At 34.3% G+C, this 15,032-nt stretch carries 17 protein-coding genes; 5 read left to right on the top strand and 12 right to left on the bottom strand.

Features of this window, described 5'->3' with window-relative positions; translation table 11 throughout:
• Positions 1 to 57: 57 nt before the first annotated feature.
• Complete coding sequence (locus tag ACFVT8_RS12775) at positions 58 to 609, top strand: GNAT family N-acetyltransferase (protein ID WP_387080602.1); 552 nt, start codon at positions 58 to 60, stop codon at positions 607 to 609.
• Between the two features lie 44 nt (positions 610 to 653).
• Here the strand turns inward: ACFVT8_RS12775 and ACFVT8_RS12770 are convergent, their stop codons facing one another.
• From ACFVT8_RS12770 to ACFVT8_RS12745, 6 genes are all read right to left on the bottom strand, one after another.
• The gene (locus ACFVT8_RS12770) at positions 654 to 1,028 is read right to left on the bottom strand and encodes a GntR family transcriptional regulator (protein WP_387081507.1); all 375 of its coding nucleotides are present in this window, start codon (positions 1,026 to 1,028) and stop codon (positions 654 to 656) included.
• 2 nt (positions 1,029 to 1,030) lie between these two features.
• Positions 1,031 to 2,620: a hypothetical protein gene (locus ACFVT8_RS12765; RefSeq protein ID WP_387080600.1), complete on the bottom strand. Its 1,590-nt coding sequence runs from the start codon at positions 2,618 to 2,620 to the stop codon at positions 1,031 to 1,033.
• The gene (locus ACFVT8_RS12760) at positions 2,610 to 3,335 is read right to left on the bottom strand and encodes an ABC transporter ATP-binding protein (RefSeq protein ID WP_387080597.1); all 726 of its coding nucleotides are present in this window, start codon (positions 3,333 to 3,335) and stop codon (positions 2,610 to 2,612) included. Before ACFVT8_RS12760 ends, ACFVT8_RS12765 begins: the two co-directional genes overlap by 11 nt.
• 268 nt (positions 3,336 to 3,603) lie before the next feature.
• On the bottom strand, positions 3,604 to 4,383 hold the full coding sequence (locus tag ACFVT8_RS12755; protein ID WP_387080594.1) for an ABC transporter permease: 780 nt from the start codon (positions 4,381 to 4,383) through the stop codon (positions 3,604 to 3,606).
• 4 nt (positions 4,384 to 4,387) lie between these two features.
• Entirely contained in the window at positions 4,388 to 5,290 is a 903-nt protein-coding gene (locus ACFVT8_RS12750; RefSeq protein ID WP_387080592.1) for an ABC transporter ATP-binding protein, read from the bottom strand.
• A complete protein-coding gene (locus tag ACFVT8_RS12745) occupies positions 5,274 to 5,525 on the bottom strand; it encodes a PLD nuclease N-terminal domain-containing protein (protein WP_387080590.1) in 252 nt (83 codons plus the stop codon). Before ACFVT8_RS12745 ends, ACFVT8_RS12750 begins: the two co-directional genes overlap by 17 nt.
• Positions 5,526 to 5,704: 179 nt before the next feature.
• Here ACFVT8_RS12745 and ACFVT8_RS12740 point away from each other — a divergent pair, with 179 nt between their 5' ends.
• Complete coding sequence (locus ACFVT8_RS12740) at positions 5,705 to 6,250, top strand: helix-turn-helix domain-containing protein (RefSeq protein WP_387080587.1); 546 nt, start codon at positions 5,705 to 5,707, stop codon at positions 6,248 to 6,250.
• 34 nt (positions 6,251 to 6,284) lie between these two features.
• Positions 6,285 to 7,145, top strand: a complete 861-nt coding sequence (locus ACFVT8_RS12735; protein WP_387080584.1) for a YitT family protein — start codon at positions 6,285 to 6,287, stop codon at positions 7,143 to 7,145.
• 371 nt (positions 7,146 to 7,516) lie between these two features.
• On the opposite strand, the gene ACFVT8_RS12730 is transcribed toward ACFVT8_RS12735, so the two are convergent.
• Both ACFVT8_RS12730 and ACFVT8_RS12725 read right to left on the bottom strand, forming a co-directional pair.
• A complete protein-coding gene (locus ACFVT8_RS12730) occupies positions 7,517 to 8,359 on the bottom strand; it encodes a hypothetical protein (RefSeq protein ID WP_387080582.1) in 843 nt (280 codons plus the stop codon).
• A gap of 157 nt (positions 8,360 to 8,516) precedes the next feature.
• On the bottom strand, positions 8,517 to 9,731 hold the full coding sequence (locus ACFVT8_RS12725; protein WP_387080580.1) for a YbfB/YjiJ family MFS transporter: 1,215 nt from the start codon (positions 9,729 to 9,731) through the stop codon (positions 8,517 to 8,519).
• Between the two features lie 101 nt (positions 9,732 to 9,832).
• Between ACFVT8_RS12725 and ACFVT8_RS12720 the strand changes: the two genes are divergently transcribed.
• Both ACFVT8_RS12720 and ACFVT8_RS12715 read left to right on the top strand, forming a co-directional pair.
• Positions 9,833 to 10,711, top strand: a complete 879-nt coding sequence (locus ACFVT8_RS12720) for a LysR family transcriptional regulator (RefSeq protein ID WP_387080577.1) — start codon at positions 9,833 to 9,835, stop codon at positions 10,709 to 10,711.
• 239 nt (positions 10,712 to 10,950) lie between these two features.
• A complete protein-coding gene (locus ACFVT8_RS12715; RefSeq protein WP_387080575.1) occupies positions 10,951 to 11,259 on the top strand; it encodes a hypothetical protein in 309 nt (102 codons plus the stop codon).
• A gap of 36 nt (positions 11,260 to 11,295) precedes the next feature.
• Here ACFVT8_RS12715 and ACFVT8_RS12710 read toward each other — a convergent pair whose 3' ends face one another.
• The 4 genes from ACFVT8_RS12710 to ACFVT8_RS12695 all read right to left on the bottom strand — a co-directional run bounded on the left by ACFVT8_RS12710 (position 11,296) and on the right by ACFVT8_RS12695 (position 14,858).
• Positions 11,296 to 12,813 (bottom strand): sensor histidine kinase, encoded by a 1,518-nt coding sequence (locus tag ACFVT8_RS12710; protein ID WP_387080572.1) that lies wholly within the window; start codon positions 12,811 to 12,813, stop codon positions 11,296 to 11,298.
• Positions 12,797 to 13,498, bottom strand: a complete 702-nt coding sequence (locus ACFVT8_RS12705; protein WP_387080569.1) for a response regulator transcription factor — start codon at positions 13,496 to 13,498, stop codon at positions 12,797 to 12,799. The genes ACFVT8_RS12710 and ACFVT8_RS12705 overlap by 17 nt, the downstream gene beginning before the upstream one ends.
• Before the next feature lie 194 nt (positions 13,499 to 13,692).
• The gene (locus tag ACFVT8_RS12700) at positions 13,693 to 14,286 is read right to left on the bottom strand and encodes a DedA family protein (RefSeq protein WP_387080566.1); all 594 of its coding nucleotides are present in this window, start codon (positions 14,284 to 14,286) and stop codon (positions 13,693 to 13,695) included.
• Positions 14,286 to 14,858 (bottom strand): class I SAM-dependent methyltransferase, encoded by a 573-nt coding sequence (locus ACFVT8_RS12695; protein WP_387080564.1) that lies wholly within the window; start codon positions 14,856 to 14,858, stop codon positions 14,286 to 14,288. The genes ACFVT8_RS12700 and ACFVT8_RS12695 overlap by 1 nt, the downstream gene beginning before the upstream one ends.
• Positions 14,859 to 15,032 lie beyond the last annotated feature (174 nt).

Below are 15,032 nucleotides of genomic sequence, written 5' to 3'. Positions count from 1 at the left end.
CCACACACTCAAAATGGTATAATTTAACTATATAAATTAGAAAGGTAGATGAGTTCAATGAAAGTTTCCTATTGGCGTGGAGAAAAAATACGATTGAGGGCGGCTAAGTCTGAGGACATTCATATATTTGATGATTTAGATGATGATATACTAAAAAATCTTGATTCAATCGCTTTCCCTCGGACAAATCAGCAAATTGAAGAATGGATAAATGAAATATCACAAGGGGCATCTACTGATAGTGATGATTTTTACTGGATTGCGGAGGATGCTTCAAACAATGCCGTGGGGACAATTGAGGTTTCTGATTGTGATGGGAAGAATGGGACATTTGACTATGCTATTACGGTATTTCCCTCACATAGAGGAAAAGGGTATGCTAAAGATATGATTTTGACGATTTTAAAGCATTATTTCTTTGAACTTCGCTATCAGAAAGCAACAATTTGTGTTTATTCCTTTAATGCATCTTCTATAGCTCTACATAAAAAACTGCGATTTGTTGAAGAAGGACGATTAAGAAATATGATTTATACAAATGGTTCCTTTTATGACGAGATCTATTTTGGAATGACCAAAGATGAGTATACTAAAATACACTCTACTTAGAAAGAGATGGCTTCTGTATATTACAGAAGCCACCTCTTTTTCTTTTAAGGCTCATTATAAAATTTTCGCAAATTCTCATGAAACATCTTCTGTATTTGATGTTCGCTAATCCCTAAAACATAAGCTTCACATATTATCTGTTCCACCATTATAGATATTTGTTGAAGGTTAACACCCTTTACTTCAGCAGACTTTTTAACAATTGCTTTTGAGCTAGGTTTTATATCGATTATTCCTTTCTTCTGAAGCTCCTTGTAGCTTTTATGGACTGTATGAAGATTGAGGTTTGTTTTAGCTGCTAAATCACGAATAGAGGGCAATGGATCACCATTCTGAATATTTCCTGTCGCTATTTCACAAAGTAGTTGCTGGGTTAACTGCTGATAAAAAGGAATTTTACTCATTGGATCTATTTTCACATTCAATTGTTTACGTATCCTTTCATATTCTTTGTATCAAATATTTTATAAATTAATGCAATCATGCATAGAGTTACAATAATCAAAACAATGACGGCTGTAATCCATGGAGAAATATTAAAAGTAAGCAAGCAGAAATGAAGAAGCGCAACAACAATCAATAATGGTAATCCATATAACAGGCTTATTAATACTGTAGGATTTGATTTTATTGCTTCAGATGGATTAGACCATTCAAGTAATGGATGCCTTCTATCATAAAGCGGGGACAATAAATTATACGTAATGACTAATAGTAATGTAATCAATAAATTTAGTCCCGTGATAATATCGCCTCTACCAAATAGCATGTAAATGATATAGCTTATTACAGCCGATATTGTGCCGATGCATGATGAAATCATAACTTTTGCCATGTAAATTTTTTGTGGATCAAATGGCAACGTCATACTAGATGCATAGTATTTCCCCTCTCTTGAATAGGGAGTCCCACTAATATTGTTCATACAACTCATGAACAAAACCATATAGACAAAAAGAAAAGATTCATTGTTATCAACCCATTCAGCCTTTAAAATGTTCGTCCGTAAAGTTAAAAAAATGATTGTACAAATTGGCGTTAAAATAATCCCTAAAATAGCTTGCATTTTAAAGTATGGTTCAGACTGGATAATCCAATATTCACGTTGCAAATAATTGAGTAAACTACTTTGAATATCTCTCCCCCAAACTTTGGTCGTTTTTTCTATTCTACTTACAAGCAAGCCATGTTCATAATACTTAGACGCAATCATTTTTATAGTTACTTTAAACAATAAATAACATAGAGCGAATACTAAGATGAAATACATCAAACTTTTTGTAGTAGTCAATGGCAAAAGCGTCTTCACCAATGATCGTTGCATTGCAAAACGATAACCTAAATCGAAAAAATCTGAAATTGAAGCACTTAAGGATGATATTGTTGAAGCATCTAATTTCGCTAAAACATTGCTGATTTCATGATAATTTTTTATTAGAAAGTACAATATTGGGCTTATTCCAATACCAAATATAAGAGTCATCCTAACAAGCAAATACACGAATGTATTGATAAATACACTGCGATAATGATTCAAAATGGATAATAAAAATAGAAGGAACAGTACAATCAAAACATTCATGATAAGTAATAATGCAATTGATTTTACTGCGACAACTAGCTTAAACTCTATCAGTAATATGAAAAACGTCGGTATTGATAGAATACTTACTAACATCAACGGAAAAGCTACTCCACTTATTATTTTTGACATTACAACCCGCTTCGCAGAAATGGGCAAATGAGCAAATATAGCAAAATCACTTTGACTAAACACTACCGAAATAGCAAAAAATGAAATCAATATATACGTCACACCATTTGAAAGAAGTATATTGTAAAATAAATACTCCTCTGGGGTCGCTATAAAATAAATAATTAGAGTAAGCACAAAATACTGAGTGGCTACATAAATAAATGCAATCAATAGGAGTACTTGAATAACTGGCTGCTTTGGCTTTGCATAAAAAGATGTTAAAAAGAATTTGATTAATTGGATATTATCCTTCATTTGCTTGTTTCTCCATAAAAATAGTCTCTAAGTTCCCATCGACTAGCAAATTCTCAACACGATCATGCAAGACAATCTTTCCATCTTTTAAAAACGAAATTGATTTACAAATTTTCTCAGCAACATCTAACAGATGAGTAGAAAAGAGAACGGTTCCACCCTTTTCAACGTACTCTTTCATACAATTTTTAAAAGCAACGACAGCTAGTGGATCTAGGCCATTTATCGGCTCATCCATAATAAGGATAGGCGGACTTATTGTAAAAGCAGTAATCAACGCGATCTTATGAAGCATTCCATAAGAATACGTTCCCATCGGTTTATAAATACTTTTTTCCATGCCAAAGATGTTAATGAATTTTTGTAGTTTTTCATCATCAGTTTTTTCATATAGTTTCAAAACGAAATGTATCCAATCATATGCAGCTATATTTGGAAATACATGAATCGTATCAGGTATATAATAAAATTGCTTTTTATATTCAAGTGACTGTGATTTCACAACATTATTAATCATTATTTTTCCGCAATTCTGTTCTACTAATCCAGCAATACAATTTAATGTCGTTGTTTTACCTGCACCATTCCCACCAACAAACCCCTGTATTTCTCCCTTTTCTATTTTTAACTCTACACCCTTTAAAACCTCATGCTGTCCATATGATTTCTGTAAATTTTGTATCGATAACAATTTCATCACCTCATCCCATATCATTTATACCACCTAATATTTGAACACCTACTGGAAAAGAGACTTAAAACCGTATTCATCACTCCATAAAGTGGCGGGAGACATCTGTATCTGTCGCTTTCGCACAGAAAACATCTTGTTGCTGTCGCTTCGCTTTCGCACAGAAAACATCTTGTTGCTGTCGCTTCGCTTTCGCACAGAAAACATCTTGTTGCTGTCGCTTCGCTTTCGCACAGAAAACATCTTGTTGCTGTCGCTTCGCTTTCGCACAAAAAACATTTGCTGAAAGAAGTTAAAATTTCTTTTTCGCAATAAAACTTTGCATCGTAACGATCATCAATAAAACTAACAGCAGTGTTACTACAATATTGATGCCATACCAAGACCCCATATCACCCGACATTAGAATATTTGTTGCATACATACTATTACTAGCAGGATTAACAACATCTATTACTGGATGTAGCCCAGTGATAAAACGACATATTAATAGACTAACGATACTTATTAGTGCAATAAATGCAGTACTTTTAAAAAATGTACTCATCATCGCAACAAACGTTATAATGAATAACAGCCAAACACAATAAAATGCAAAAGCCCATATAGCTTGTGTCAAAGGAACAGTAGTAAATAGATACGCTGAATAGCCATAGGATACTGCATAACCAAGAGCTAAACATATAACAGCCAAAATATAATGGATTATGATTTTACTATTTAAATAAGAAGATATCGATACTGGTCTTGTTAGGATAAATGCCATCATGCCATTTGCTTTCTCTCCTTGGATAATACTCATAGTGGCAACGACTAGAATAATAATGCCTAGCTGATCAAACTGTGAATTTAATGTTGAGGCAAGTACCTCCTGTCCCACAGGCTTTGCCATCGTGGGATCAATTATTATACCTTGAACACCACCAGCTGATTGTAAAATAACAGGTAAATAATACATCATAATCGGTTGTGTTAGTCCTAGTAAAATAAATACAATTGGGAGCCACAATATTTTAAACTCCCTTGCCATTTGATGTACTTCTTTTTTGCTTAATTCGATAAAAGCATTCATTCACTTACACCACCAATTCTAAAAATATTTCTTCTAGATTGTCTTGAATACCCATTTCAAATTTAGTAAATATCACTTTTGAATCCAGTCCGTTCTGTATTAATCGATTAGCATCTGTTTCTATATTTTCAACGTGTATTTTGAAGCCATTTCCACAGCTTTCGATTTTCTTTACATAAGATAATTGTTCAAGCGTTGTTAACCACTGAAAATCTTCCTTGCGAATCATTACAAAGATAGCGGATTCTTGATGGCGCTGAAGTAACTCTGCTTTTGTAGCATCTTCTATTTTGTGACCATCTTTAATCATTACAAAGCGCTCACAAACTTCCTCCGCATCGCTCAATATATGCGTTGATATTAAAACTGTCGTTTCTTTTTTTATCTCTTTTAATAGATTTAACACTTCTCTTCTCCCTATTGGATCTAGCGCTGAAACCGGTTCATCCATAATCATTAAGGCTGGCTTATGCAACAACGCTTGTGCAATGCCAAGGCGTTGTTTCATACCGCCTGAAAATGTCCCAACATGAATATGTGCTTCTTTCCCTAAGCCTACCTTTTCTAAAAGTAATGGAATTTCTTTCTGTAATTCATTTTTTGATAAGCCTGAAAGTGTTCCCATAAAGGACAATGTTTCAAATGCTGTCATCCATGAGAAAAAATTAGGATACTGAGGTAAGTAACCAATTTGATTTCTCATAGATGAAATCTTTTGACCATCAAGAAGTATTTCTCCTTTGTCGGCATTCAGAATGTCGGCAATGATTTGAATTAACGTGGATTTCCCCGCTCCATTTGGTCCAATTAATCCGACACACTCATTGGAATCAATGATCATTGAAAAATCATTCACGGCTGTTTTTTGTTTAAAGTTTTTCGTAATATTTTTAATTTCTAAGCGCATGTTTATTTACATCCTTCCTACCAATAATGAAGTATAGAACGGAACCAATTGAATTAAAGAACAAAATAATAATTGTCCACATCAGTATGTTTTCCCGCATATGTCGGTGACGATATAGATCGAATAAAGCAACAATGATTAGAACAAATCCTACGAATAAAAATGGCAAAATGATTGGAAGTATGCTTGCCCAATCCAGTTGGCTTAACTCATCAAAACCATAGTGTAATTTCATTCTTAAAACCTCCATTCATTATCATTATTGATAATGATAACAGAAGATGTAAAAAATTTCATTACCTTTCTACTGTACATCTGTAAAAAAAATATATAGTATATTTATTGATAATGTTCTCATATTGATAACATTTGATTGTGCTTCCCTTGATTCCATCTGATAGGAGGATCGTTTTTATGCGGAATAAAGCAGAGGTTTTAATGCACCCTGTGAGAATGAAAATTTTACAAGCTCTTATGCACGATAAAGAAGAAGGCTTAAGTACTTTGGAGATGATTTCTATCATAAAGGATGTTCCTCAAGCTACTTTGTATCGTCACATCCAAATTTTAATGGATGAAAACATCATAAAAATTGTGAAAGAGCGAAAAGTACGTTCTGTTACAGAAAAATTTTATGCATTAAATGAAGGAGCAGAAAAACTTAGTCAGGAGGATTGGACACAACTAACGATCAAACAAAAATTAAATTATGTTTCCAACTATCAATTAGCTTTACTATCTCAATATCAAAATTATTTAAATTTACTTGATGGAGAAGAAAGACTTGCAGATTTAGCAACTTTTTCATTTATTGATTTGACATTAACGACTGATCAATTTATGAGCTTTGAAAATGAATTAAACGATTTAATAATTAAATACTATAATATGGCCGACTCAAGCAAAGAGACTGAGACTGAAACAAAAACAATTGCTATAAATATTATTCCAAAACCTTAAGTAATATTTTTACGTAAAGAAATGGAGAAGATTTATGAAAAGAAGAAAGACAGTTGAAAACACACGAAAATTTATCATGATTATAATTGGCGCCATCATCGCAGCATATGGACTAGAAGCGGTATTAATACCGAACGATGTCATTGATGGTGGCGTGACGGGTATTAGTATTATGGGAGCACACCTCTTTGATCTTCCGTTAGGTGCGCTCCTCTTTGTATTAAACATTCCATTTATTTTTATCGGCTACAAACAAATTGGTAAAACTTTTGCATTGATGAGTAGTGCTGGGATAGCAGCTCTATCTATTTCCACAGTACTTATGCATGATGTTAAAACAATTTTAGGTCCAAATGATCCACTATTAATTGTTTTATCTGGTGGTATATTACTTGGTGTTGGGATTGGGATTGTCTTACGTAACGGTGGCGCTTTAGATGGATCTGAGATTTTAGCCGTATTACTATCACGTAAGATTCCGTTTTCAGTCGGGGATATTATATTATTTATAAATGCCTTTATTTTCTTAGGAGCAAGCTTTATTTTTGGCTTAGAAAGCGCATTATACTCAGTTTTAACATACTATATTGCGAAAAACGTTATCGATGTTATTCAAACAGGTTTAGAAAAATCAAAAGATGTTCGTGTTGTCAGTGCAAAATCAGATGAGATTGGTGATGCGATTCAAGCTCGTTTAGGACGTGGTGTTACATATACAAAAGGGCGTGGAGGTTTCTCCAATGAACCCACTGATATATTAAACTGTGTCATTAACCGTATGGAAGAAAATAAACTTGTGTCGATTATTAAAGACATCGATGAAGGTGCCTTTGTTGTTATTTCTGATGTATCAGAGGTACGTGGTGGTAACTTCAAAAAACGTGATATCCACTAAATAAAAGGTCAGAAAGTAAGTCGTTCACAAACTGCAGCCCAATCGTTAGATATGTAACAATTGGGCTGCAGTATTTTTTATGACTAAATTTAAAGTTGAAGATACATACGATGGGTTAAGAGAACTTAAACAGGTCTAATACGGAAAATAGCTAACTTTTCGCAAGAAAAGACACTAATTCCAATGCCCATAAATACGACTGTCATAAATAATAGTAGGCTTAAAGGCTGTAATAACTCTATATAAGAACTAGCATTAATCGTCACACCTTTTAAAATCTCAAAACCATATGCGATTGGAGAAATATAAGATAGAGCTAAAATTACTTTAGAAGAAAAGATTTCTAATGGCCAGTGTTATTAAGCTTTCTTTTATTTTCTCATGTTCTCCAGCCTTTCAGTTAAATCATTAAAGTCTTGGATTATTTCTCTCATTGATGATTTTTTAACTAACGATATTCCCTTTTGAATCGATTTAGATGCCTCTTCAAATTTATGTGCTTTGATTTGGGCATCTGCAAGGTAATACCAATAAAACCAGGCATCCATTTCTGAAATTTTTTCTTTATAAAACGTTTCGATGATTGGATAGTATTTGCTATATAGCTCTTCATTATAAGCCAGCTTTTCACCATTCCATTTTAGTACTTCGACTAAATAACTTTCACCAATATACATTTGCCAAACTGCTAGACCAACTTTTTGTTCTCCATTTACAAAGTCAATTTTATGATATGGAATATCCGCAATCTTTTGGAATGAGTTATTAATCCATTGGAATACTTGAAGTTCACTTCCTATTACTGCACCAATTGTCACACCGAATAAATATTCTTTTGTACCATCGCCAGTAATATCTACCAAACCTGAAAAATCTAAATCGACTCCTTGAATTTTAGTTTCCCAAACCTTTTGCCAACTCATATTGTGTTTTTTTAGCACTATTGATCCAAACTGAGAAGAAGATGGCTGATTTTTTGCTTTAACTTTAAAAGTAAATATTATTTCTTTCTGTCCATCATGGTCAAAGTCATAGAGTTGAATTGGCAGTGTGGAGAAAGGATTTTCAGGACTTATAAGTGATGAGTTCGCAGGCATAAATCTACTAACGATTTTCATTAAGTCTTCTTTCTGGTTCTCTTTTGCGTGAACAAATATTGGACTAAAGTTAATTACAAAGAGAAGCAATAATGTAAGCAGCATAATTTTCTTCATAAATATGTCCCCTTTTTACAACCAGATATAACTTCTAGTATTGACGTAATTGGATAAGTAATTCTTTATTAAATTTGCTTAATTGTTCTTATAAAAAAATACCTCTTTGGACGTAAATAAAGAGGTATTTTTTAGCATTGTTAAAGTGCTCCTGAAATTAACTTGGCTTTCTTCTATATTCACTTATGGCATCCAGCTCTCCGACTTTCTCTTTTTCATATTTTAATCCACTAATTAGACATAAAGCTCCAACTACAACAATGGTTGTTGCTCCAGATAGTGCATACTGATAGCTATTCGTATAATTAGCTAATGCCCCTGCAAGCGAAGGGCCTAACATTTGTCCCAAAGCATAACCAGCTGTTAGATAACCTAATATTCGATGACTGTTCACTGGCAATATTTGTCTCGCTAATGTTGTGGCCACAGTTGTAATTCCCATAAAGGTTGCTCCAAAAATAAAAGCACTAGTGTAGAGTGTCATCGTATTTGTCGCAAATGCGGGTAAAATAATGCCTAGCCCTTGAAACATCATAGAAATCAATAATGTTCTCACATAGCCGTATCGCTGTGCCAGCTTAGAAGAAACAATGCAGGATGGCATCGCTGCAATCCCGACAACAAACCATAAAAAGCTAGCATCACCATGAAAGTTCGTAGATTCTTTTGCAATTGACACGATAAATGTTCCCGTGACAATATAGCCAAGGCCCTCAAAGCTATAAGCTAAAATGAGCCACTTCATCCATGTCGTAGGTGGGACTTTTTGCGATGCTACTGTTTGACTTGGCTTCTGTTGTGTATATTGTTGAGTAACTGGTTTTATGAACAATACGACGAATACAAGCAATATGACACTAAATAACGCCAAAGCAATCCATGTTCCATTCCAATCAAACATTGAATGTATGGGTGACACGATAACCGCACTTAAGGCAATTCCTGTACCTACCCCGCTATAAAAAAGCCCTGATAAATGCGATTTGCCATTCCTAGCTAACTGATCGAGTACAAGGCTAGCAGCAACTACAAAGATAAACGCACTCATTACACCTGAAATAAAACGAAGTACATACCATGCGATAATAGCATCTGTAAGGCCCATCATAGCCGTTGTCAAAATACTAATAACGAGAGCTATTTGTAAAAAAGGAATACGTTTATCCCCGATTTGTAAGCGACCAGCCACTAATGCCCCTACTAAGTATCCTAAATAATTACTCGTTGCTAGAAAACCAGCTGTGGCACGACTAAAGGCAAAAGTATCTTGCATATACGGCAATATCACCGTATAGGAAAAACGACCAATACTCATAGCAATGACTAGTGAAAAAATGCCACCTACTAAATATTGAACTGTGTGCTTGTGCATATTTCCCCCCCTCCCTCTCACTATAACGAAAATTCAGATATCACAAATAGCCCGAATTCGTTATAATAGATATCAAATAAATTGATGGTTGGAGGGAATATATGAATATTAATGATCTCTTAATTTTTCGGACAGTCGTGCAAACAGGTAGCTTCTCCAAGGCTGCTGCAGAACTTAATTACACCCAATCCAACATCTCTATGAAAATACAAAATCTTGAGGCCACGTATCAAACAACCTTCTTTTATCGAGGACATCGAGGTATCCGATTGACTCTAAAAGGAGAACAATTTTATGAAATAGTATTAAAAATGCTACTTCTCTATGAAAAATCCTTTGAAATACTTCAAGATACAGAGGAAAATAGAGGGCTTTTACGTATCGGTTCAATGGAAACGACTGCGGCACTACATTTACCTACCTTGTTAACTACTTTCCATAAAGCACATGATCAGGTGGATATCACTATATTGACAAGTCCATCCAAACAAAATATTGAACGGTTAGAAAACTATGAACTGGATGGTGCGTTTGTAAATGGACCCGTTTATAAAGAAAATATCCTTGCTAAGGAATTTGTTTATGAGGAGCTTGTTGTCATCACATCTAGCAAGCATAAACGAATTGATAGCCAGCGAGATTTAGAGGACAGCACATTTATTACTTTTCCTCACGGCTGCTCATATAGAGCTATTTGGGAGCATTGGTTGCGTGAAGACGGTGTTCAACCACAAAAGCGTATGGAATTTGGCACTCTCGACGGAATCATTGGCTGCGTTGCTGCTGGGCTAGGTGTAACATTATTGCCTCGTGCAATCGCTCAAAAATATATGGATACTCAGTCACTGTCGCTGCACATACTAGCAACAAAGCAGGCTCAAATCCCGACCTGGTTTATTTATCGCAATGACGAAGTACAATCACCTGCGCTAAAATATTTTCTAGAGACGATTGATGCATACGAATATCCTTCGGTTTGAAGAGGGCTATCCGTCTTTTTGAGGGTTCTATCCATCGCTTTGAGGCGGGCTATCCATCTTTTTGACGGGGCTATCCGCGTTTTGAGGCGGGCTATCCGTCACTTTGAGGCAGGGCTTCCATTTTTTTGAGGGTTCTATCCATCGCTTTGAGGCGGGCTATCCATCTTTTTGACGGGGCTATCCACGCTTTGAGGCGGACTATCCATCGCTTTTAACGAAGATATAAAAAGGAGAAATAAATGGACTTATTTATTGCAAGTAATCGTCAATTACCCATCCGTTATTACGTCAATGAAGCGATTTGGATTCGTCGAGGTTGCTTAAGTTTACACCAATTAACACTGCCTTTTTTTGTAGAAATAGAAATGCAAGACCCACTTCATTTATTGAAAATTACTGAATATGTTCAAGAAGTCCAACAACAATATAGCTATACAGAAATTCAAATTATTATTAAGGACAAAAATATTTTAATGCACTTACAAAAGATTCTTCCCCACTCAAATGCCAATCATATTCTCACTATTGAGCAACTAAATCACCCATGAAAAAAGGTAGCTCTATTAAATGCTACCTTTCTAATTTTATAAAGTTGTAACAGGTAGCTCGATGATAAACTGAAGCATACCATCCGTATACTTTGCGTCAATTTTACCACCATGTAATTCTACAATGCTTTTAGCAATAGCAAGTCCAAGTCCTGAACCTTCTGCTACACTTGTTCTAGATTGATCTTTTTTATAAAATCGCTCAAATAAGCTCATTAGCTCTTCGGATGTAAATTCATTACTTTCATTTGCAAAACAGATTTGAACATGATCTTCTTTTCTTTCAAGAGAAACAAAAATCTCGCCGCCACCTGTACTATATTTAATGGCATTCATTAATAAATTATCAAAGACCCTGACAATTTTTTCAGAATCTACTGTAGCAAAAATCCGCTCCTCTGAGAAATTTTTATTGAACGTACGATGGTTTTCCTCTGCTTGCGGAATCAACTCTTCAATTAACTGATCGAGAAGTTCATTGATACATATATCTTGTTGCCCAAGGACAATGCTATCATTCGTTAGTTTCGTATATTCAAACAAATCCTCAATCAGGTTTTTTAACTGTTCGGATTTTGAGAAAGCAATCTTTAAATACTCATCATATTGCTCCTTCGTGTCATACCTTTCATCTCTTAACAATCGTAAATAGCCCATAATTGAGGTAAGAGGTGTCCGGAGGTCGTGTGAAACATTTGTAATTAATTCATTTTTTTGTTTTTCAATCCTTCGTTCCATCTCTATATTTGTCATAATTGCTTCGGCCATATGATTAACATTCTCTGTTAATAAAGCGATTTCATCTATTCCCTTTTTCTCAATTCGATAGGATAAATCTCCTTTTGCGATTTCCTTTACCCCCTTTGCCAGCGACTCAATTTGTTTCATTTTTCTTTTTGTTAAATAAAGGAACGAAAGAGTGAAAACAGCAAATCCAATCAATACAGGAACAGGACCCTCTGTAATGCTTTTAATAAGTACGCCTGATGGAATACCACTTACAAACAAATATAAATTTTCATCTTCTATAGTTATTGGATAAAAGGCAATAATTTCTTTCTGCGATTGCTCGACTGCAGGTATATCATAATTAAAATTATAGAGTGGATAATTGATTGCAAAATCCATTACATGACGAATCTTATTATGTACATCAATTTGTTCCTCTTCCGCTTGCTTTGTTTTATACAAAACTTTCCCGTGCTCATCGGTAACTAACACTTTCAACGCTTGTTCTGCCAATTTCAGTTTTTCATTTTCTGCTTCAATCATTTGCAGTATAGTTTCGACACTATTTTCACTAACAGCCAAATCTGCCGCTTGCTGTGCTTGAAAATTTATTCGCTGCATATCTCCACTGTAGTCAATGGTAGGTATTGAATTCCCAACATACGGTAGAGTAGCTCGTGCCACAAGTAAACCGAGAAATACACAAAGAATAAAAGTTGTTAAAAGTTGGATTCTAATGCTTTCCCTAACTTTTGTTATAGCACTCATTATAAGTATTTTAAGTTTGCTTAGTAAATATTTGAATGGCTTAATGATCTTTCTCAATTTTATAACCTACTCCCCATACTGTTTTAATATATTGAGGATTTCTCGGGTTTGTCTCAATTCTTTCTCGAATTTTACGAATATGTACCATTACCGTATTTTCAGACTGAATAGCCTCTTCCTTCCAAACCTTTTCATAAATTTGCTCAGCACTCATCACAATGCCTTGATTTCTTGCAAATAATTCAAGAATTGAAAACTCCCTTGGCGTAAGCTTCACTTTTTCATTGTTGACGATTACTTCATGCGTGTCTCTATTGATTCGCATATCAGCAATTTCTATCTCATTTTCATTCATCCTATCTAATCGATTCATTTTGATATATCTACGAAGCTGAGATTTTATACGTGCAATCAGCTCTAATGGATTAAATGGCTTTGTTACATAATCATCTGCCCCTAATGATAATCCAACGATCTTATCCATGTCCTGAGACTTTGCTGACAACATAATAATTGGCATCTCGGCTATTTCCCTTACCTTCATACACATTTCAATGCCATCCACGTTCGGCATCATAATATCTAGGACAATTAAATGTACTTGATGCTTCTTTAAAAGAGTTAGGCCTTCCTCTCCATCACTTGCTTCTAAAACACCATAGCCTTCATTTTTTAAATAAATTGCAATAAGATTTCTAATCTCTTTTTCATCATCAACTATTAGTATCGTTTCTTTACTCATCTAATCCCACCAATTTCAAAATATATTAAATGTGTTAATCAGAACCAGCATCATTACATGGATTCGATTCCCGCTCCGACTGGGCTCTTTCCTAGGGCGTCCAATCTCCACTCCAAACAACCACTTTGCATACAATACAGTTCCTAATTTTAACTATTTTTTTATTTTTCGTATATAAAAATAATAAAAACATCCTACAATACCGTCTTTAATTTTCGTCTATAAAAATAATAAAAACACCCCACAATACAGACGAAAACACCAAAATATATACCGTATTTTGTTGCTAATATTGAAATATTTTCGATATGTTTTCCAAAGAACAAACCAAGCGTAAAGTAAATCGATGTCCAAACAAAACCTGCTGTGTAGTAATACAAAGCGTATTTTTTAAACGACATGTTGTTCATACCCACCAAGTATGGAAGTATATGTCTCACAATTGGTATGAAATAGCTTATAACTAAAGCAAAATGCCCGTATCTATCTATTAATTCTTTTGACTTCAATAAATATTTAGCCTTGTTCTTTTTCACCAATTTATCAAGTATTTTATGGCCAAACACTTTACCAAGGATAAATCCTAGGGAAAGTCCTGAAACTGCACCAAGATATGTTATTACAAAAGCTTTCAACACACTCATTTTATCTAATGAAGACATAAAGCCGCCGCTCATAACGATCATCTCATCAGGAAGGGGCATACCCACGATTCCTAACCATAAGCTAAAAAATAAAGCGAAATAACCATATTGCTCGATATATGATACTAAATCCTGTAATCCCATTAAACAGCCCTCACTTTTCCAAGTTTGCAGCTCAGCACATAGGCAGGTGGAAGGTTAATCCATACTTTTTCATGTGTAATATCCTCAAAATAGTTTTGGATAAAGGATTTCCTAACAAGTGAATATTGGAATGTAATAAATTTTCCTTCTTCTAAGCATTCCTTTACATTTCGTAAAATACGTGAGGAAACGACAGGATCCAAAGACGTAAAAGGTAACCCCGATACGACATAATCAATTTTTCTGATATTTAATGCTGACATATATTTGCATATATCCTCAGCAGATCCATGTATTAAGATTATACTCGGCTCATGTTCAAATTGTTCACGTAGCTTTTCATAAAAAATCTCATTATTTTCAATAAGAATTAACTTTGTTGACCGTTCTTTTCTTTTTATTAATTCTTTAGTAAATGAACCAGTACCCGGACCTAGTTCAACAATGCATTGGGCATTTTTAAAACAAATTGTTTCGACCATTTTTTTGGCTAGTTTTTTTGAACTAGGCGAAATCGCACCTATAGTTTTTGGATGTTTTATAAATTCAGTAAGGAATGTTATTAATTGCATAAATTTTCTCCCCGATCATTAGTAATTATTAGATGCTTTTACTATAAAGTGCATTTCTTAAAGAATTGCGAGGAGATTTCTTAAATTTTTCTTAAGAGTTGACATTATTTAGCTGTATTTTTATTAGGCTAACTATGATTAATTCTATGTTTTCATGTTCTCTATGCAGGCAGT

Origin of the sequence: Lysinibacillus sp. NPDC058147 (assembly GCF_042884205.1) — a bacterium.
Taxonomy (GTDB): domain Bacteria; phylum Bacillota; class Bacilli; order Bacillales_A; family Planococcaceae; genus Lysinibacillus.
The sequence above is the reverse complement of the archived record's forward strand: the minus strand, read 5'-3'. Positions and strand labels throughout refer to the sequence as shown.